Origin of the sequence: Halorubellus litoreus, assembly GCF_037081675.1 — an archaeon.
Classification (GTDB): domain Archaea; phylum Halobacteriota; class Halobacteria; order Halobacteriales; family Natrialbaceae; genus Halorubellus; species Halorubellus litoreus.
Genome location: NZ_JAZAQL010000001.1, coordinates 1 through 19,157, shown reverse-complemented (window position 1 = coordinate 19,157; position 19,157 = coordinate 1). Strand labels below are relative to the sequence as shown.

21 protein-coding genes are annotated in these 19,157 nt (G+C 67.6%); 5 read left to right on the top strand and 16 right to left on the bottom strand.

Features of this window, described 5'->3' with window-relative positions; all coding sequences use genetic code 11:
• Window positions 1-108 precede the first annotated feature (108 nt).
• The 5 genes from VYJ16_RS00105 to VYJ16_RS00085 all read right to left on the bottom strand — a co-directional run bounded on the left by VYJ16_RS00105 (window position 109) and on the right by VYJ16_RS00085 (window position 3,494).
• Window positions 109-1,329 carry a hypothetical protein gene (locus VYJ16_RS00105; RefSeq protein WP_336348288.1) on the bottom strand — a complete coding sequence of 407 codons (1,221 nt, stop codon included), beginning with the start codon at window positions 1,327-1,329 and terminating at the stop codon, window positions 109-111.
• A 328-nt stretch (window positions 1,330-1,657) separates the two neighbouring features.
• Window positions 1,658-2,518 (bottom strand): carbon-nitrogen family hydrolase, encoded by an 861-nt coding sequence (locus tag VYJ16_RS00100; protein WP_336348287.1) that lies wholly within the window; start codon window positions 2,516-2,518, stop codon window positions 1,658-1,660.
• Between the two features lie 10 nt (window positions 2,519-2,528).
• Window positions 2,529-2,966: an SRPBCC family protein gene (locus VYJ16_RS00095; protein ID WP_336348286.1), complete on the bottom strand. Its 438-nt coding sequence runs from the start codon at window positions 2,964-2,966 to the stop codon at window positions 2,529-2,531.
• Window positions 2,967-2,972: 6 nt separating this feature from the next.
• Entirely contained in the window at window positions 2,973-3,197 is a 225-nt protein-coding gene (locus tag VYJ16_RS00090) for a DUF7123 family protein (protein WP_227134887.1), read from the bottom strand.
• Between the two features lie 48 nt (window positions 3,198-3,245).
• Entirely contained in the window at window positions 3,246-3,494 is a 249-nt protein-coding gene (locus VYJ16_RS00085; RefSeq protein WP_336348285.1) for a DUF7525 family protein, read from the bottom strand.
• A 160-nt stretch (window positions 3,495-3,654) separates the two neighbouring features.
• On the opposite strand from VYJ16_RS00085, the gene VYJ16_RS00080 reads away from it, so the two are divergent.
• Both VYJ16_RS00080 and VYJ16_RS00075 read left to right on the top strand, forming a co-directional pair.
• On the top strand, window positions 3,655-4,893 hold the full coding sequence (locus VYJ16_RS00080) for an LEA/WHy family protein (protein ID WP_336348284.1): 1,239 nt from the start codon (window positions 3,655-3,657) through the stop codon (window positions 4,891-4,893).
• Between the two features lie 216 nt (window positions 4,894-5,109).
• Window positions 5,110-5,505, top strand: coding sequence for a DUF7528 family protein (locus VYJ16_RS00075; RefSeq protein WP_379761968.1), 396 nt, complete (start codon window positions 5,110-5,112; stop codon window positions 5,503-5,505).
• 63 nt (window positions 5,506-5,568) lie between these two features.
• Here VYJ16_RS00075 and VYJ16_RS00070 read toward each other — a convergent pair whose 3' ends face one another.
• The 8 genes from VYJ16_RS00070 to VYJ16_RS00035 form a co-directional block, all read right to left on the bottom strand.
• Complete coding sequence (locus tag VYJ16_RS00070) at window positions 5,569-6,600, bottom strand: phosphate uptake regulator PhoU (protein WP_336348282.1); 1,032 nt, start codon at window positions 6,598-6,600, stop codon at window positions 5,569-5,571.
• Between the two features lie 141 nt (window positions 6,601-6,741).
• Window positions 6,742-7,830 (bottom strand): ATP-NAD kinase family protein, encoded by a 1,089-nt coding sequence (locus tag VYJ16_RS00065; RefSeq protein ID WP_336348281.1) that lies wholly within the window; start codon window positions 7,828-7,830, stop codon window positions 6,742-6,744.
• Window positions 7,831-8,049: 219 nt separating this feature from the next.
• On the bottom strand, window positions 8,050-8,742 hold the full coding sequence (locus VYJ16_RS00060; RefSeq protein WP_336348280.1) for a competence/damage-inducible protein A: 693 nt from the start codon (window positions 8,740-8,742) through the stop codon (window positions 8,050-8,052).
• Between the two features lie 130 nt (window positions 8,743-8,872).
• A complete protein-coding gene (locus VYJ16_RS00055) occupies window positions 8,873-9,637 on the bottom strand; it encodes a DUF5803 family protein (protein ID WP_336348279.1) in 765 nt (254 codons plus the stop codon).
• A 3-nt stretch (window positions 9,638-9,640) separates the two neighbouring features.
• Window positions 9,641-10,315: a DUF2110 family protein gene (locus VYJ16_RS00050; protein WP_336348278.1), complete on the bottom strand. Its 675-nt coding sequence runs from the start codon at window positions 10,313-10,315 to the stop codon at window positions 9,641-9,643.
• Window positions 10,315-10,839, bottom strand: coding sequence for a transcription factor E (tfe, locus tag VYJ16_RS00045; RefSeq protein WP_323675223.1), 525 nt, complete (start codon window positions 10,837-10,839; stop codon window positions 10,315-10,317). The genes VYJ16_RS00050 and tfe overlap by 1 nt, the downstream gene beginning before the upstream one ends.
• A gap of 159 nt (window positions 10,840-10,998) precedes the next feature.
• A complete protein-coding gene (locus tag VYJ16_RS00040; RefSeq protein WP_336348277.1) occupies window positions 10,999-11,592 on the bottom strand; it encodes a tRNA (cytidine(56)-2'-O)-methyltransferase in 594 nt (197 codons plus the stop codon).
• Window positions 11,593-11,661: 69 nt separating this feature from the next.
• Window positions 11,662-12,441 carry a TSUP family transporter gene (locus VYJ16_RS00035; RefSeq protein ID WP_336348276.1) on the bottom strand — a complete coding sequence of 260 codons (780 nt, stop codon included), beginning with the start codon at window positions 12,439-12,441 and terminating at the stop codon, window positions 11,662-11,664.
• Window positions 12,442-12,619: 178 nt separating this feature from the next.
• Between VYJ16_RS00035 and VYJ16_RS00030 the strand changes: the two genes are divergently transcribed.
• On the top strand, window positions 12,620-13,534 hold the full coding sequence (locus VYJ16_RS00030; protein WP_336348275.1) for an SDR family NAD(P)-dependent oxidoreductase: 915 nt from the start codon (window positions 12,620-12,622) through the stop codon (window positions 13,532-13,534).
• A gap of 96 nt (window positions 13,535-13,630) precedes the next feature.
• A complete protein-coding gene (locus VYJ16_RS00025) occupies window positions 13,631-14,569 on the top strand; it encodes an NAD-dependent epimerase/dehydratase family protein (RefSeq protein WP_336348274.1) in 939 nt (312 codons plus the stop codon).
• A gap of 71 nt (window positions 14,570-14,640) precedes the next feature.
• Here VYJ16_RS00025 and VYJ16_RS00020 read toward each other — a convergent pair whose 3' ends face one another.
• The 3 genes from VYJ16_RS00020 to VYJ16_RS00010 all read right to left on the bottom strand — a co-directional run bounded on the left by VYJ16_RS00020 (window position 14,641) and on the right by VYJ16_RS00010 (window position 17,768).
• Window positions 14,641-14,973: a BsuPI-related putative proteinase inhibitor gene (locus VYJ16_RS00020; protein WP_336348273.1), complete on the bottom strand. Its 333-nt coding sequence runs from the start codon at window positions 14,971-14,973 to the stop codon at window positions 14,641-14,643.
• Between the two features lie 170 nt (window positions 14,974-15,143).
• Window positions 15,144-16,376: a S8 family serine peptidase gene (locus VYJ16_RS00015; protein WP_336348272.1), complete on the bottom strand. Its 1,233-nt coding sequence runs from the start codon at window positions 16,374-16,376 to the stop codon at window positions 15,144-15,146.
• Window positions 16,377-16,577: 201 nt separating this feature from the next.
• Entirely contained in the window at window positions 16,578-17,768 is a 1,191-nt protein-coding gene (locus tag VYJ16_RS00010) for a S8 family peptidase (RefSeq protein WP_336348271.1), read from the bottom strand.
• Window positions 17,769-17,967: 199 nt separating this feature from the next.
• Between VYJ16_RS00010 and VYJ16_RS00005 the strand changes: the two genes are divergently transcribed.
• The gene (locus VYJ16_RS00005) at window positions 17,968-18,738 is read left to right on the top strand and encodes a DUF2797 domain-containing protein (protein WP_336348270.1); all 771 of its coding nucleotides are present in this window, start codon (window positions 17,968-17,970) and stop codon (window positions 18,736-18,738) included.
• The last annotated feature ends 419 nt before the right edge of the window (window positions 18,739-19,157 follow it).

Genomic DNA, 19,157 nt, shown 5'->3' with positions numbered 1-19,157 from the left:
GGTAGCGGTTCTTTCTCTTCGTTCTCGTTCGTCGAGAAGCGACGTCTCGGTGTTCGGGGCCGGGTGCAGATTGCCAGGTGCACACGAGCCAGTCCGCCGGGAGTCGGGTCAGTAGAGCGTTCCGTCGCCGGTGAGTGGTCCGTGGAAGAGGTCCTCGACGACGCGCTCGATGGAGCCGACGGGCATCGACGGCGGGTCGACGTTCGTCGCCCGGTAGTCCTCGAAGCGAATCCGCGCGAAGACGGTTCCGTTCGCGTTCCGGTCGGTAACGGCGACGACCCGGCCAGTTTTCGTGTCGATCCTGACCGTTCGCGTCCCGTTCAGGGTCGTCCCAGGGTTGTGCCACGTTCCACCCGCCGCCTCGTACGCGATCTCGACGTAGCCCTCGCCTCGGTCGGTGACCGACGCCGGTGCATCCAGCGCGACAGGGGTATAATGCGGGAACAGCACGCTCACCTCGTCGCGCCGCGTCACCGCTGCAGCCGTCGGTGGCGTCGTCTCGTTCCCCGGCCAGTACCAGTGTCCGTCGACGGTGACGAGGTTCGTCTGGTACGTGCCGGAAAAGCGCGTCGTGAACAGGAGCACGTCGCGTTGCATGTCGTGGCGGAGCACGAGTCGGTCGTCCATGCGCGATGGTGTGTCCGCGCCATCGGCAGGCACCGTCCAGACGACGGTGTGGGACACCGAGCGGGTGCGGGCCTGCGCTTGCTCGACCTGGGCTTCGGCGGCGGCAGCGGGGCCGGCGTACGCAGGCGCGTCGCCGACGTCGGCCGTGGTCGGGTCTGCGTACTGGACGCCAGCGGCGCCTCCCACACCGGCAGCGAGGACTGCGAACGCGACGACGAGCGCTCGCGTGCTCGGTGAACGACGGAGCCACGCGCGGTCGACGGCTTCGAGGCGGCGTGGGAGCGAAGGCATCCGCGACGGCTCCGATGCGACACCGTAGCCGAGCGCGGCCGTGATCGGGGAGAGCACGAGCGCGACGCAGCCGAGGAGCATCGACCCCACGAGGACGTTCGGGCCGAAGTCGACGCCCCGGCCGAGGACGATAGTCTCGACCAGCCAGTACGCGAACGAGAAAACGGGCAGTCCGGCTATCGCGGCGACGAGCGTCGCGAGGGGGGCCGCGACTGCACCGCGGCGTGGCGTCGACGAGTCGTCGACGAGCAGCAGGAAGACGACCGTGCTCGGCGCGCCGCCGAGCGCGCCGAAGAACAACCCACCGAGGACGAAGGTCGACCAGGAGAACTCCACGAGGAGCAATGGTGCCGGCCACACGCTGGACAGGACGAAGAACCCGAGCGGGAGCGTGGCCTGACGGACGCGCATGGCCACTCGTTCAGCGGTTACGACAGTGAACCTATCGGCTGGCGACGAGGAACGTCGTCACTTCGAGTGGTGAGGACGAGAGATGCGACACCTCGAATAGGCTCCCGGGTAGCCCCGAGGTGCCGCAGTTGGGCGCGGGCGTAGGTGCGACGGGCGTTGTGTGCCGGAATAGACGTGAAAAGCGTCTGCGTCCGGCAACAGGGACTACTGCCGCATGCCTTATAAATGGTTGGTTCCACGACAACGTTCGCGACGCCATCGCATGCGTCGGTATGGCACGATTACGGCGGGGTCGTGGCGCCCGGTTCCGTCGTCGGCCGCTCGGGCGTCAGAGCCGGCGGTCGTCGAGCGCCGGGAAGTCCTCGCGGACGTCGGCGACGCGCTCGGGGTCGAGGTCCGCGTACACGGTCGTCTCGTGGTCGTCCGTCGTCGCCACCGGCGTCCCCCACGGGTCGTACACCGTGGAGCGCCCGACGAGGTCCGTCCCGCCGACCGTGCCCGCGCCGTTGATCGTCGCGACGTAACTCAGGTTCTCGACGGCGCGCGTCGACGGGAGCGTCTTCCAGTGCTCGACGCGCGGGTACGGCCACGCCGACGGCACCAGCACGAGGTCCGCGCCCGCGTCCAGGTACTCCCGGTAGAGTTCGGGGAACCGGAGGTCGTAGCACGTCGACACCGCCAGCGAGAACCCACCGACGTCCACCGTCGGCCGTCGCTCCCCCGGAACGAGCAACTCCGCCTCCGCGGAATCGTACCCGAACAGGTGGTGCTTTCGGTACACGAGCTCGCGTTCGCCGTCGGGCGAGTACACGACCGCCGTGTTCGCCAAGCCCTCCGCCGCAGGTACCGGCACGTCCACGTCGCTCGCCGCCGTCGCCGCCAGGTCCTCCATCATCGTCCCCGCGAGCACCCACACGTCGTGCTCGCGCGCCGCCGCCGCGAACCGCTGGAATCGCTCGCCGTCCAACCCGATAGCGTGGCGCGCGTACGAATCGAACGCGAAGTACCCGACGTCGAACAGCTCCGGGAACGCCACGAGGTCCGCACCAGCCGCCACCGCAGCGTCCAGTTCCGAGAGCGCACGCTCGACGTTCGCAGCAACCTTCCCCGCGTCAGGACTGAACTGGACGAGCGCAACGCGAAGGGGGTCGCCGCGTGTGCCCGCGCCGCCGCCGGCAGTCGACGTCATGCTGACCGCCTCATGCTGGGAGCCCGAGGTCCGCGCGCAATGCAGCCTCGAGGTTGTCGAGCTCCCCGTCGAGATTCTTCTTGAAGTACCGCTCCACGCCCGGGAGCTTCCCCTCCACGCGGAACCGGTTCACGAGCTCGCAGCCGTCCTCGGTCGGCACCACCTCGTGCTCGCCGACCACGCGCATCACCTTCGAGCGCCCCACGAACTTCACGTACTCGCCGTCGCGACGCTCCACGTCGCGCGTCTCCACCGCCGCCGTCCGCGAAATAACCGGAATCGGGAGGCTCACGTGCCACGTCGCTTTGTCGCCGCGATCGTCCGCATCGATGTCGTAGGACTCGACGACGCTGATCGCTTCCGCTCGCTTCGCCGGTTCGGAGATGAACGCCCAGACGTCCTCAGGCGGCGCTTTGAACGCGAACGTCCGCTCGACGGTCACAGTCATCGAGAACTAACTCACCGTGACCTTCCACGTCGTCGAGCGAGCACGCCCCCACTTCTCGATGTCGACCTCCTCGGACTTCTCGTCCAGGTTCGGGAGTCGAACGCCCACCTGTTTCGAAGAGAGCCCCAGCGCGTCCCCGATGTTCTTCGAGCGGAAGTACTGCTGTCCGCGCGAGACGCTATCGCGGAGGTACGCGAGAATGCGCTGTTCCTCTTCGGAATACTCACTCATCGATATGCCGGAGGTACGTGACTTAGCGTATTAACGGTTTCCCGGTCGTCAGGCGTCGTACACCTGAACCGCGACGACCGCCAGGACCGCGAACGCCATCGCGAGCGCGAACCCTATCGAGGCGTTGACCTCCATCGCCGCGGTCGTCGCCTCCGGGACGTCGATACCGCCGCGCAGCGACCCCGTCGCGACGAAGCCCGCGGCCGCCATGACGACGGCGCCGAGCACCGCGCCAGCGCCGAACAGCATCGTGAACCCCACGCCCTTGTCCGACCCACCGGTGTCCGTAGCAGTCATACTCGCTCGTATCCACGCGGCTGACTTAGTACCACCGTCTCCGGTCAGCGACCGCGACCCGACGGACCGACCGGCGTGCTTCGTGGGCGCTGCCGGACTGTAGCCCCCAAATCGTCTTGCGACAAGACCTTTAGCGTTCGACGATTGAACCGGGAACAAGATGGGTGCCGACTCCGCAGGAGACGGTGGTACAGGTTCGTCGGTCGTCGCGACACTGAGGTCGCTGTTCCTCGGGAGTCTCTTCCGAATCGTGGGAACGGGCGTGCTCGCGGTCGTCGTCGCCGTCGGCGTCGCGTTCGCCGCGGGATTCCTGGGCGTCCCCGCGGTGAACGAGTTCCAGAACGAGTTCACTGGCGTGAACGACGAGACGACGACGATCGGGTCGACGATCGAGGTGACGAACCCGAACCCGATCGGGGCGAGCTTCCTCGGCGTCTCCGGCGAGTACGCCATCGCGATGAACGACCTCCGCATGGCGAACGGGTCGACGGGCGCCATCGCGATGCCGCCCGGGAACTCGACGATCGACCTCGATACGTCCCTCGACAACGACCGCATCCCCGACTGGTGGGTGAGTCACGTCCGGAACGACGAGCAGACGACCGTGAACGTGAACGCCACCGTGGAATCGGACTTCCTCGGTCGGTCCGTCCCGGTCACGCAGACCCGTAGCATCGAGACGGACATGCTCTCGTCGTTCAACTCCACGGAGACGCGCCCGGTGAACTCGAGCAGTCCGCTCGTGAGCGACCCGGTCCTGTACGTGAACGAGACGCGCGCGCAGTGGGGAGAGGTCACGAGCGAGCGGACGGGTATCGTCGTCGACTTCTACATCTACAACCCGAAGGACTACGCGATACCGGTCTCGAAGCTGAACTACACTATCGAGATGAACGACGTGCGCGTCGGCGCGGGCGAGAACACCGACGAGAAGATACTGGAGCCGAACTCGCTCACGCAGGTGCGGACGGTGACGTACATCCAGAACGAGAACCTCGACGACTGGTGGGTGACTCACGTCGAGCGCAACCAGCGCACCGACGTCGTCATCGACTTCGCGGCGAGCGTCGAGGTCGCCGGCACCGAACTCGACATCCCGCTCCAGGGGATGACGCACCGCGAGACCATCGAGACGGACGTGTTCGGGACGAAGGACGACACCGCACCGGGGAACGAGGCCGCAGACGAGACCGGAAGCGACGACGGCGGTGACGAGGCCGGTGACGGCGACGACGGCACGACGACCGGCGAGGATACGACGACCGGCGAGGACACGACGACTGGCGAGGATACCACGACCGACGACGGCGGGTCGACGTCGAACGGCGACGACAGTACGACGACCGACGACGGCGGCGTCCTGCCCGCACTCGACCCGCAGTACGCTCGCCTCGGTTGACCCGCGGGCGAAGCGACTCGCGGCCGAAGCGGCGCGGGTCGACGCGCCGGACCCGGCGACCCGTCGGCGGAAGTGTTTTGACGGTGGCGGCGTACCCGTAGCGTATGGAACGGAGTACTCACTCTCCGGATCGAGTTCTTCTCGGGTGAGCCCGAGGTAACGACCGACGCATCGAGCGAGCGCATTCAGGTTACTGTCGACGATGCTTGCGTGGAACTGTCCAGAGCCGACGCCGTCGCGCTCAAAGAGCAACTGGGTGACGCCGTCGTCGCCGACCGCGAGTTCTTCCGGACCGCCGGCCGCCACCGCGAGGACGGCTCCTACGAGGTCCGGCGTCGCGGCGCCGACTCCGCCGGGAACGCGAAGGTGTTCCGGGACTTCGACGCCGTCGAACGCCTCTACGAGCGCCTCCCCGAGACGTTCGACGCCGACGACGTCTCGCGGACCGGCATCACGGGGTCGCGACGCCACATGCTCGTCCGGCACTTCGCCGAACATCCCGCGTTCGACTGCGAGATAACCAGTCGAAGCCCACTACGCGTCCGGAAGACCGACGCGGACGCTCACGAGACACGGGAGGGCGACCGAGAAGAGGTGGTCGCGAGCGACTGACGCGGTCTCGCGTTCGTTCGCGAACCCGCTCGCGCAGTCAGTCGACGGTCGCGTGAGACGCGGTCAGTTGATGGTCGTGTGGTCGGACTCCTCGTTCAGCGCGAGGTTCACCGCGATCTCGGCGTTCCGCATCGCGTACTGCGCGGTCTGCTGGAGGCTCACGAGGACCTCGCGGACCTGCAGGAGGTCCTGGTTGTCCATCTCCGGGAGGTCGTTGAGTATCTCGCGCTCCCGGTCGCTGATCTCGTGGAAGAGCTCGCGGGCCGCGATGGTCTTGTCGTAGTCCCGCGTCACCGCCGACTCGACCGCGAGCGCGGTGAGCTCGTCGACTTGCTCGGTGAACTCCCGGATGCGCCGCATCGTCGACTGGTCGACGTTCAACGTGTGACCCTCGGCCTCGAGGACGATCTCGGCGATGTCCTCGGCGTTGTCCGCGGTCAGTTCGAGGTTCTTCGCGATGCTCCGGTAGCCGATGAGCGGGAAGCCGTCCGCGAGCCCGACCGCGCGAGCGAGGTTCGGATTCTGGTACGCCGTGAAGATGAGGCGCAGGAGGAGGACGAAGATCTTGTTCGCCTGCCGCTCGCGGTTGAGCGCGCGCTGCGCGAGGTCCGGGTTCCCGTGCGCGAGCGCCTTCACTGCCTCCCCGCGCATCGTCGACCCCGTCGACTCCAGGCGTTCGAGGAGGTTGTCGAGCGTGAAGTCCTCCGGGTCGACCGAGCACCGGATGGCGATGCTCTCCGGCGTCTCCTCGATGACGCCGAGACCCATGAGCTGGGTCTCCGCACGATAGACCGCGTTGATCTGCTCGCTGTCGAGCGCCCCGGACTCGTTCTCGATACGGATGACTCTGCGTCCGAGCACGTACTGCGCGACGATCGCGCGCTCGACGGCGTCGGCGTCCAGGTCGTCCGCGTGGATGACCGCCTCCGTCTCCTCGCTGTTCGCCGACTCCGGCATCACCGTCAGCGTGCCCTTGCCACCCATCCGCAGGGACACCTCGTCGCCCTTCTCGACGTCGTGTTCCTTCGCCCACTCGGCCGGGAGCGTCATCGCCAGCGTCGACGGCCCGAGCCGCTGCACTTTACGCGTTTCCATGCCCCCGCCTAGGCAACGGTATACCTTATATTTGCCCCTCGTTCCATAATATACCTTCACCTGTCTTCTAGGTCGTCTCTGCACGCGATTCTCGACAGTGGTGTCACAGAAAACGAACGACTGGGCGGCGACGGCCGGCGCTCAGACGACCTTCAGGAGCCGGTGCTCGTACCGGCCGACGCGGACCTTCTGCCAGCCCCGGAGCGACTCGTTGACGGCCTCGTCGTCGGTGTCGACGCGGAGGACGCCGACGTCGTCGAGCTTGCTCGGCGACGCCACCACCTCGACCGTCGACCGCTCGATGACCGGCGGCGATATCTGGTGGTTCCCGCGGCCGAACACGAACCCCTGGCCGCCGATGGGGGACACCACGACGACGTTCTCCTCGCCGAGCGCCGCCAGTATCTCGTCCTCGGTGCCGTCCCGAACGACGACCTCGCCGTCGCGGTAGACGTCCACGCCGAGCGGCGACGGCTCGAACCCGAGCTCGCGCTTGATGGCACCGACCGTACTCCCGGGGCCGAGGACGTACGTCACGCCCTCGCGGACGTCGCCCGCGAACCCCGCGGCGACGCCGTCGACGCTCCCGCCCGCGACCTGCTTCGAGGACTGCACCGCCTCCGCCACCGGGACCGGCACCACGGCACGCAGCGTCGTCCGCACCTCGCCGTCGCGGTACGCCGCCTCGTCGATGTCGTTCACCTCGCGCTCCTCGACCGCATCGAACGACGCGACGACGCGGCCGGCGTCGCTCGGCGTCACCCCGAACACCGACGAGTAGATCTTCACGCCAGCCGGCACGCCAAGCATCGGGACCGCCGCCGTCCCGTCGCCCGCCGCCTCGAGCGCACGAGCGACGTCCACCGCCGTCCCGTCCCCACCCACGAACAGCACGAGGTCCACGTCCGCGTCGACGAACGCCCGCACCGCCGCACGCGTGTCCGCCGCCGACGTCGTCGACGCACCCGCGTCGTCTGGCTCGAACTCGTAGACGACCTCCGGGTCGAACCCGGCGTCGACCGCGGCGTCCGCGCCGAGCTCGCCGCTCGCCGTCACTATCGTCACGTCGTCGCGGCGCGCCCGGAGCGCCGACAGCGCCGTCCTCGCGCGCTCCGGCGCGCGCGGCTGGGCACCCCGCTCGCGGGCCTCCTCGACCAGCCCGTCGGTCCCCTTCAACCCGACGCGTCCACCCATCCCCGCGATGGGGTTCACGACCACGCCCACTCGCATACCCGCTCGTACGGCCGTCGCCGGGAAAAGCAGTCGGTTCCTCTGTCAACGCTTAAGCCACCGGGGTCACAACGCCCGTTCATGACACCGATTCCACTCGCAGCGGACCTCGTCGCGAACACGCAACTCGGCCTCGGCGTCCTCGTGCTCAGCCTCGCCATCACCGCCGGTTGGCTCTACAAGATCTACCAGTAACGACAGCGAACGCCCGCCGTCGATCTACTCCTCGCCGCCGTCGACGCGCTCGCGGAGCCACGCCGCCGCCGCCGCGACCTCGTCAGCGTCCGTGGCCGAGACGCGGATGCGGACGCCGTCGCCCGGATAGCTCCCGACGGTCACGTCGAACTCCGCTTGCACGCGCTCGAAGCGGTCGACGAGAGCCGACTCCGGCTCCGCCGCGAACACCGTCTCGACGTGCGTTTGCTCGCCTTCGAACTCCTCGGCGACGAGCTCGAACATCGCCTTCATCTCGCCCGGCACGCCCGGAAGGACGTACGTCGACTCCACGACCGCGCCCGGCGCAACGCCCTCGACGTTGTGGAGAACGCGCGCGTCCACCGGGACAGCGGTCGTCCCAGCAGCGAGGTCGCCGGCGGCGTACCCGCCGTGCTCGACGAGCCAGTCCTCCACGTCCTGACTGTGCTCGAGGTCGCGTCCGAACGCCGCGGCAACGCCCGCCATCGTCCGGTCGTCGTGCGTCGGCCCCAACCCACCAGTGACTATCGTCGCGTCGTACTCCGCGTGGAACTCGTTCACGACGCGCGCGATGTCCGCCTCGTCGTCCGGGACCGTCATCACCCGTCGAACGCGCGTCCCACGCTCGGTGAGTCGACGACACAACCACGTCGCGTTCGTGTTCTCGGTCTCCCCCGAGAGCAACTCGTCCCCGACGGTGACCACAGCTACGTCCATACCTCCCCCTCGGCGGTCGAGGTTCAAAACGAGTGCGACGCCCAACAGAGAGAACGCCGACGCCGAGTCGACGCCAGGCGAGTCGACACCGACGTCAGCCCATCCCCGGCGGCGGGTCGCGGGCGACCGGTCAGCCCATCCCCGGCGGCGGGTCGCGACCGTCGTCCTGGTCGCTCACGTCCAACCCGAGGTCCTCGCGCTTCTGCTCCAGTTGCCGTATCTGGTAGACGTAGTACGACACGCCGACCGCGCCGATACCACCGAGGACGAGCACGAGCCCAGCGAACAGCCAGATGTCCCGCGCCAGATACCACTGGAGGGACATGTTCCGCGAGAGTTCGTCCCACCGCAGGTGCACGCGGCCCGTCGCCTCGTCGAGCGACCGCTCGTCAGCGCCCGGCGACACCTGCCCGAACAGCGGGAACCCGACCCGCATGTTCTCCGGGAGCACCACGTGATACGACCCCTCGAGGTACGACGGGAGCAACAGTGACTTCTGGTCGGTCCGCGCCGTGAACGCCACCTTCCCCGACGACTGCGGGAGGTTCACCACCGTCGCCCCGCCGCGGCGTTCCACCGTGAGGTTGTCCGCCGTCACCGTCGTCCCGTTCGGATATCGGTACTTGAGCGCCGCTATCGGGAGCGGATTCCGGGACTCGATACCCGGTCGCCACAGCTCGAACTCGGTGCCCTCGAACCCCGAGACGTCGTACACCGCCTTGTACTGGCCGCCCGTGACGTTCACGTAGACGTCCGCGGAGTCGTTCCACTCGTAGGTCGCGTTCTCGTTCAGGCGCTCCTCGTTGACGCCACCACCGAACGGCGACGTACAGCCCGCGAGAGCGGCGAGCGCTGCGAGCGACAGCACCGCGAGGACGAGTCGTTTCCGAGTCATACCTCAGGGGATGACGCAGCGGATCTCCGCCGGCAGGTACTCGCCGATCGCCGCGAGCAACCCCGGCGGGTCCGTGCCCTCCTTACAGACGATGCTCTGCTCGAGGAGCCCGATGCGTTCCACGGTCACGATGTCGCGCGCGTGCCCCGCGCGGTTCACGGTCGCACGCACCTCGGCGCGCGTCGCCGAGTTCACGTTCACGCGCCCGTCGCCGCGCGTCCACTCGTAGAGTTCGTCGCGCTGCGCGTCACTCAACCGACTGGGTTTCCCCTCGCCGCCGTACACGAACTCCAGGGGCATGTGCTGGACGAGCCCGAACCGCTCGCGGACCTGACTCGGCGTCCCCTGCCCGAGCCCGATGTCCTCGGCCGGCACGTACACGTCCTCGCCCGCGTCGAGCACGAACCCCTCCTCGCTCCACGAGTCGAACGTGCCGACGTACGTCTCGCCTTCGTCCATGTGCGCGTCTATCTCGCCGAACTCCTCGGCGAGCACGTTCCGCGCCACCACCTCGTCCTCGCCCGTGACCGTCACGGACGGGAAGCCGTCCTGACGGACGCCGACGTCGAACTCGACGTCCAGGTCCGCGAGCTCGTTCCCCACGAGGCTCTTGAGGCTGTCGACGACGCGGTCGCGAGCGTCACCGGACACGTAGACTTTCGTCGCGAGAACGACCATTATGCGCCCGACTCCACGTTCAGTTCCTCGCGCAGCGCCGCGAGCCGGTCGTCCATCGCGGTGACGAGGCGGTCGTTGTCCATCGACTCCAGGGGCGACCCGCACTCGGGGCACTCGAACCCGAAGTCCATCGCCTCACCGAACTCGAAGCGGATCGAGCACACCTCGCAGAGGTAGAACTCGTGGTTGCGCTCGTACTCCTCGCGGTCCTCGAGCGCCTCCAGCAGGCGATGCATCTCCTCTTCGAGGTTCTCCGGGATGTTCTCGTAGTGGAACGTCCACAGGTACGTGAGCCACCCGGAGTCCTCGTCGCGCAGCCGCCGGTACTCCGCGAGGTCGTTCTCGTAGAGGATGAACAGCGCGCGCCGCACGTCGTTCAGTTCGAGGTCCAGCTCCTCGGCGAGCTCCTCGTCGGTCACTTCGCCGTCCGGGGGTGCAGCCGCAACCGGCATCCCCTTCGGGCCGACCAACTCGTGGAGGTACTTCTGTATCACGGGGTCTTCGAGGAGGTCCTCAAAAGCCATCTTGTACGAAAAGCGGGTCTTGGCGAGTTTAAAACTACCGAACGACCCGCCCGCACGAGCATACGGCCGCCGCCAGGCGGCCGTTTCCATTGGTTGAGGGTGTGGCGAGCGGAACGACCCGCCCGCACGAGCATACGGGCGTCGCCTGGTGTCGGGTGGTCACTCGTCGTCGCCGCTCGCGACCTGGTCGCCCCCTGCGACGCGGTCGGCGGGTGCGTCCTCGGGGTCGACGACGCGCTTCCCGGTGTCCTGTGGGAGGACGACCGCCTCCGGGTCCGCCCACTCGCGGTCGAGTTCGCGGCCGTCGAAGAGCCGGTCGAGGAAGACGGCGAGGCCCGCGACCTCGCTATGGGGCTGGTTCGTGACGCCGACGTTGAAGTCCGCGTGCTCGTACACGTCGAACGGCACCTTCTCGCTGCCGACGACGACGAGGACCGGGCCGTCCGCGTGAGCTGCTCGCACGTCGTCCTCGACGTCCTGGACGCGCTCGCCGTACATCGTGAGGTGGACGACGGTGCCCTCGAAGTTCCGGACGAACCCGACCGTGCCCTCGGTGCATTCCACGTCGAACGGCCCGCCGAAGCGCGCGGTGATGTCGACGACCGTCTCCTCGGCCTGCGCGGCGTTGTCCGGGAGCACGAGTCGATCAGCGCCGAGCGCGCGCGCCGTGAGCCCGACGTGCGTCGTCATCCGGTCGTCGCGCCCCGGCCGGTGCTCCAGGCGGCAGACGACGACCTCGTGTTCACCCTGCATGCCGCACGATTCGGCTGGTGCGCGTAAGCGGGTTACGCTTCGCGCGAACCGACCGGCGCAGGCTCCCGGTCACACGCCGAGGACGCCCTTCGAGAGTAGGCGGACGGCGATGACCGCGAACAGCGCGAGCGCCACCCTCGCGAGGACGGCGTCGTCGACGCGGTCACGGAAACGCTCGCCGAGCGCGACGCCCGCGACACCGGGAACGGCCGCGGCCGCGGACACCCAGAGCGTGCTCCCCGCCTCGAACAGTCCGAACTGCCAGGCGACACCCAGGCGGACGGTGGAGACGCCGACGAGTATCATCGCGAGCACGCCCGCGAACGTCTCCCGGTCGAGGTCGAGGCTGTCGAGGTACGCGACCACCTGGACCGCAGCGTTCGAGACGCCGAACACGACGCCGGACGCGAACCCGAGGAGCGCTTTCATCGTCGTCGTCTCCACGAAACACGTCCGCTCGAACGCCGCGACGCCCGGCACGCGGACGCGGTCCTGCTGGAGGACGACGTACGCGAGCGTGAACGCCCCAAGCCCGGTCGCGACCACGCGGCCCGGGACGACCGAGAGCACAGCCATCCCACCGACCGTCCCGACGACCGCCGCCGCGACGAACGGCCAGAAGCGGCCGACGCACGACCGCAACCCACTCCCAGTGAGCTCGCCGAGCAACCGGAGGTTCGCCGCGAGCATCGGCACGATCATCAACGCAACCGCCGTCGTCGGCGACAACAGGGACGCGAGCACCGCCGTCCCCGCGATCGCGTACCCGAACCCGACCAGTCCCTTCACGACCCCGCCGAGGCCGACCACGACCAGCACCAACAGGACCGTCGACGTCGAAAGCGACACGACCCACCTTTTGACGCCAACGGGCAAAATACCGATGGCGCGCGTGCACGAACGCCGGCCTGGCGTCGCCGACGCACGACCACCAGCGTCGCTGCATCCTCGACGCATGACCACTCGCGCCGCTGCATCGCAGACGCACGACCGGGGACTTATCCCGCGAGCGATTGAAATCCCCGGCATGACACGACCCGAAGCCGTCGCCGGCGTCGCCGACGCCGACCTCGACGGGCGAACCGTCTTCGTGACGGGCGCCACGCACGGCGTCGGCCGGGAGACCGCACTCGCGCTCGGCCGACTCGGCGCGCGCGTCCTCGTCCACGGCCGCGACCGAACCGCCGGGCGCGCCCTCGCGAACGAACTCCGCGAGCTCGACGCCAACCCCGTCTTCGTCCGCGCGGACTTCGCCGACCCCGACGCGCCGAGCGAACTCGCCGCCGCCGTCGCCGACCGCGTCGACGAACTCGACGTCCTCGTGAACAACGCCGGCGCGCACTTCGACGGCCCGAGCCTCGCCGCCGGCGTCGAACGCACGTTCCGCGTCAACCACCTGTCGCCGTTCGAACTCACGCGGGAACTCCTCGACGACCTCGCCCCCCAGGGGCGCGTCGTCACCGTCGCCAGCGCCGTCCACGGACGCGCCACCGCGAGCGACCTCACGACCGAAGCCGTCACCACCGTCGACGACTACGACGGCTTCCAGGCGTACGCGCGCTCGAAGCTCGCGAACGTCCTCTTCTCGCGCGAACTCGCCGCGCGCAACCCCGACAAGCTCGTGAACTCGCTGCACCCCGGGTTCGTCCCCGGGAGCGAACTCTGGCGCGACGCCTCCTTCCCCGTCTCCGCCCTCATGCCTGCACTCGGCGTCCTCCCCGCGTTCGTCCTCGAACGGATCGCCGACACCGTCGAGACCGCCGCCGCCACCAGCGTCTACCTCGCCGCCGCCGACGACTACGACGTCACCGGCGAGTACTTCTCGAACACCAACCCGAAGACACCGTCCGCGACCGCACGCGACGACGACCTCGCCCGCGAACTCTGGGACCGCACCGAATCCCTCATCGCCAACCCACCCACGCCAGCCAGCGACGACTGACCACGACCCGCCCGAAGCCACTGTCCCACCCACTGCCAGCTACGAGCGCATCGTAACATCACAAATCTCATACGCGACTCCGGCGACGTCCCAGGCATGGACCTCACCGACAAGCGCGTCGTCGTGACCGGCGCCGCCGGCCTCGTCGGCTCGCACCTCGCCGCCGAACTCGCCGCCGACAACGACGTCCTCGCCGTCGACGACCTCTCGAAAGGCACGCGCGACCGCGTCCCCGAGACCGTCGAATTCCGACAGCGAGACATGACCGACGAAGCCGACGTCGCCGACACCATCACCGGCGACGTCGACGTCGTCTTCCACTTCGCCGCGTACACCGACACGAACTACGACGACGACCGCAAGCTCTTCGAGGAGAACGGCGGGATGACGTACAACGTCCTCGAACGCATGCACGACGTCGGCGTCGACAAACTCGCGTTCACCTCCTCCTCGACCGTGTACGGCGAAGCGCCCATGCCCACGCCCGAGGACTACGCACCCCTCGAACCCATCAGCATCTACGGCTCCTCCAAACTCGCCGACGAAGCCATCATCTCCACGTACGCGCACTCCTACGGCATCCAGGCGTGGGTGTACCGGTTCGCGAACATCGTCGGCCCGAACCAGCGCGGGAACGTCGTCCCCGACTTCATCGAGAAACTCCTCGAGAACCCGGAGACCCTCGAGATACTCGGGAACGGGCGCCAGGAGAAGTCCTACATGCACGTCGAGGACTGCATCGACGCCATGATCCACGTCGTCGAACACGCCGACGCGGACCTCAACACGTACAACCTCGGCACGCGAACGACCACGAGCGTCAACCGCATCGCCGACATCGTCGCCGACGAACTCGACTGCGACCCCGACTACGAGTACACCGGCGGCGACCGCGGGTGGACCGGCGACGTCCCGAAGATGCGGCTCTCCATCGAGAAACTCAGCGCGCTCGGCTGGGAACCGCCGCGCTCCAGCGACGAATCCGTCGAGAAAGCGACGCGCCAACTCGCCGCCGAACTCCGCGACGAATACTGACCCTTCGAGCACGCCGCACGCAGTAGCGCGGCGGCTCGACGATGGAACTGACCGCTTCGAGAGCCCCCGGACTACACCGAGAACGACGTCGCCGCCTCCGCGTCCACGTCGTTCGACGCGAGCCACGCTCGTGCCTCGTACTCGCCCGACGGCGCATCCTCCCACGTCGCGCCGTACGACGACGACTCGCCGGGCGCCCACGCCTCCGACTGGAGCATCTGCGCGAACATCCGACCCGCCGCGAACGACCACACCTCCTCGCCGTCCTCGAACACCACCACGTCGTGGGTCTGCGCGTTCGAGAACTGGAGCTCCACCGCCTCATCACCCGTGTTCGTCACCTCGTACCTGAACTCGACCGTCCCCTCGTCGACCGTCGCAGACAACGACCCGGAAAGCGTCATGCCCAGCCGTACCCGCGGACGCGACGTAAACTCTTCCCCCATAGCACGATCACCGGGTGCCTTCGGTGGGAGACGCACCGTCCGACGACGGCCACCTCGAAAGAAGAGATTCTCGATTTCGCGTGTGCGCGGACGCGCTCTCGCGCGTCCGCAGGGCGCCACTCCCCGACTCAGTTGTCGCTCGAGTCGTAGCCGAGCGCGCTCGCGACGTCCAGCAGGCCGGACCCGGACTCGTTGCCGCCGAGTCCGATGTCCTCCGCACTGGACTTCAGCGTGCTCCGGACGTTCGACGCGGACATCCCGCCCGCCATCAGCTGACCGGCCGCACCTGCGACGTGCGGGCACGCCATCGACGTCCCCGAGAACGTGTCGTACCCGCCCGGAATCGTCGACCGGATGTCCGAGCCCGGCGCCGCGATCTCGACCTGCGATCCCGTCGACGAGAACGACGACAGCGAATCGTCGCTCGCCGTCGAGGACACCGCGACGACCTCCGAGTACGCGGCCGGATAGCCGACGCAGTCACTGCAGGGCCCGGAGTTACCCGCCGCCGCAACCAGGAACACGCCCTTGTCGGCCGCGTACTGACAGGCGTCCTGCAACGCCGACGACCCGGAGGACGCGCCGAGACTCATGCTCGCGACGTCCCAGCCCTGGTCCGCAACGTACTCCACGCCCGCCGCGATGTCGCTGAACGACCCCGAGCCCTGACTGTCGAGAACCTTCACAGCGTGCAGCGTCGCCTCCGTCGAGACGCCGACGACGCCCTCGGTGTTGTCGTCCGCGCCCGCGATGCCCGCACAGTGCGTGCCGTGGTCGTTGTCGTCGTCCCAGGACTCGTTGCAGCCGTTACAGGTCGCGTACGCCTTCCCCGAGCCTAGGTTCGCCTGAAGGTCCGGGTGGTCCGAGTCGATGCCCGTGTCGAGGATGGCGACGTCCGCACCTGCGCCCGTGTCGCCGTTCGCGTGCGCAACCTCCGCGTCGACGCGGTCGACGCCCCACTCGAGCGTCTGACTCGTGTCACCGCCGTCGCCGCCGTCGCTCCCACGACAGTCCGGCCACGGGTCACAGGACCCCGGCGGGCCGCCACTGGACTCCACCGGGTCGATGGCGTGCATCAGGTCATTCTTCTCGACGTACCGGATGTTCGGGTTGTTCCGAAGCCCCTTGGCGGCCTTGCGCGGAAGTTCAGCTGTGATGGCGTCGAACCCGAACCGTCGACTCACCGAATCCGCCGCCTTCTCCGCCGCCGCTCGCCCTCTCGTCCCCGAGAACCCGATGTTCACCTCGACCTTCTCCGCCGGCTCCCCGCTCGCGAGTCCCGCAGCGCTCGCCCCGACGACCGCGGACCCCGCCACTTTCAGTGCCTGACGCCGACTCACCCGCCTGTCGTTGTCTACCATACAACCAACGGTGATAGCGGATAGTAATTAAAGCTTTCCCAGTCAGCGCGGAAAACAACCAGCTAATATGAAAATATCTGTGTGGGAAGGGGACGGAATAAAGAAAATCCAGTGGAATGCAACATACATCTAGCAGCTTCGGCGGCGAAAAGAATCCGGTGGTGGCTTCGTTTCCCGCTGCAGACCTGGGGCGCGCCCGACTCAGTTGTCGCTCGAATCGAGCCCGAGCGCGCTCGCGACGTCCAGCAGACCCGCGCCCGACTCGTTACTACCGAGACCGATGTCCTCCGCGCTCGACCTCAGCGTACCGCGCGCATCCGACGCCGTCGCGCCGTCAGCCATCAACTGGCCGGCCGCACCCGCGACGTGCGGGCACGCCATCGACGTCCCCGAATACGTGTCGTACCCACCGTTGCTCGCGACCGACGAGTAGATGTCCGTCCCCGGCGCCGCGATCTCGACCTCCGGACCGGTCGAGGAGAAGTCCGAGAGCGTGTCGTCACTCGCCGTCGAAGACACCGCCATCACCTCAGAGTACGCCGCCGGATACCCGACACAGTCGCTACAGGGTCCGGAGTTACCCGCCGCCGCAACCAGGAACACGCCCTTGTCCGTCGCGTACTGGACCGCGTCCTTCAATGCCGACGACCCAGAGGAACCACCGAGACTCATCGAGCCGACGTCGTAGCCCTGGTCCGCGACCCACTCCACGCCCGCCGCGATGTCGCTGAACGACCCCGACCCACACTTGTCGAGGACCTTCACCGCGTGCAGCGTCACGTCCGGCGCGACGCCGACGACGCCCTCCGAGTTGTCGACACCGCCCGCGATGCCCGCACAGTGCGTCCCGTGGTTGTTGTCGTCGTCCCACGACGTGTAACACGTGTTGTCCGCCGGCTTCGCTCCGTACCGACACCCACCCTTCGTCGAACACTGGACGAACGACTTCCCCGCACCCAGGTTCGCCTGCAGGTCGGGATGGTCGGAGTCGATACCCGTGTCGATGATGGCCACGTCCGCGCCCGAGCCCGTCTCGCCGTTCGCGTGCGCAACCTCCGAGTCCGTGCGGTCGATGCCCCACGGTGTCGTCTGCGCGAGCGCGTGCATCTCGCCGTTCTCCTCGACGTAGCGGATGCTCGGGTTCCGGCCGAGCGCGTCCGCCGCCTTCTTCGGCAATCGGACGGTCATCGCGTCGAAGTTGAACTCTCGCACCACCGAGTCCGCCTTTCGCTCCACAGCCGCTTTCCCACGAACGTCGTCGAACCCGACGTTCACTTCGACCTTGTCCGCAGGCCGCGCCTCGGCCATCCCGACGATGCCCGTCGCCGCGAGCGCACCAGTCGCCGCCTTCAGTACATCCCGTCGCGAAGTATGCTTGTCCTTACCAGACATGCACACCAATGGTGATAACCAATGGTATTTAAAACTATCCATGGGTTCCGAAGGCACATGCAAGAAATCCCGACCGACCGCCAGAAAACCTTCAGCATCTTCACTCGGACGAACACGTCGACACCGAACCCCACCCGAACAACCCAAGCCAACCCACCCAAACGGTACCGCTAAACGACACCCACCCCAACCACCACGCGTGCAAATCGTCGGTTACGACCCCGCAAGACCACCCACCGACCAGCCGGCCCAACCCGCAACCCTCCACGTCGCCGACGGCGGCATCGTCCAACACCTCGAACTAACACCCAAGACCGAACTCGCGTACACCCTCCACGACAGACACTGCGCCGGCCACAGCGACGACACCAGTCACCATCCCTGCCCCAACGACGACGCCCCCCACTGCCACCAACACACCCGCACGTGGGCCTGCGCGCGCTGCACAGGTGACTGCAACCTCCCACTCGACGCCTGTACCGACGAACACGCCATCTACCTCGCCGCGTTCGCCCCCGACACCTTCAAAGTCGGCGTCACACGCAGTTGGCGCCTCCAAACACGCCTCTACGAACAAGGCGCCGACCGCGGTGCGCACATCAACACCGTCCCCGACGGCCGCATCGCGCGGCAACTCGAAGCCGAAATCGCCAGCACCCTCACCGACCGCGTCCGCACCCCCACCAAACGACAGAGTCTCGCCACCACCGTCGACGACCACGCCTGGACCGCGCTCCTCGACGAACACGACCCACTCGACACCTACACGTACGACCACGGCCCCCAACTCGACACCGAACCCGTCGCCGAAACCCTCGCCACCGGCACCATCCGCGGCACCAAAGGCCGCCTCCTCGTCCTCGACCACAACGACACCACCTACGCCACCGACCTCCGCGACCTCGTCGGCCACGACGTCACGCCCGAACCAGCAACGCGCGACATCCAAGCCAGCCTCGGCAGCTTCTAGCTATATACAACACCCCAAAAATACGTTCGAAGGCCAAAGAACTGCATCAAAACCAACCGACTATGTACTCGAAACGACGCCCTTAGGTACCTTCGAGGATGGGAACCGATAGCAGGCGCACGACCGAAACAACGGGGTTAAGTATGGACCAGCCATTTCAAAATAATGTGAACGGCGCCCCGGGACGCCCCGGGCGCCAACGTATGAGGATTCCGCCCCTGCGGTCCGCCGTCAAGACGGAATCTGATGTTAGCCTCGACGGTTCGGCGACATCCGATCGGATGCGTCGAACCAGATCCATTTGCAATGTGAGGAACACACTCTATTCGAGTGTGTCCCGCCACCCCCCGAGCCTTGAGCTCGGGACCATTCCGGTTGATCCTGCCGGAGGCCATTGCTATCGGAGTTCGATTTAGCCA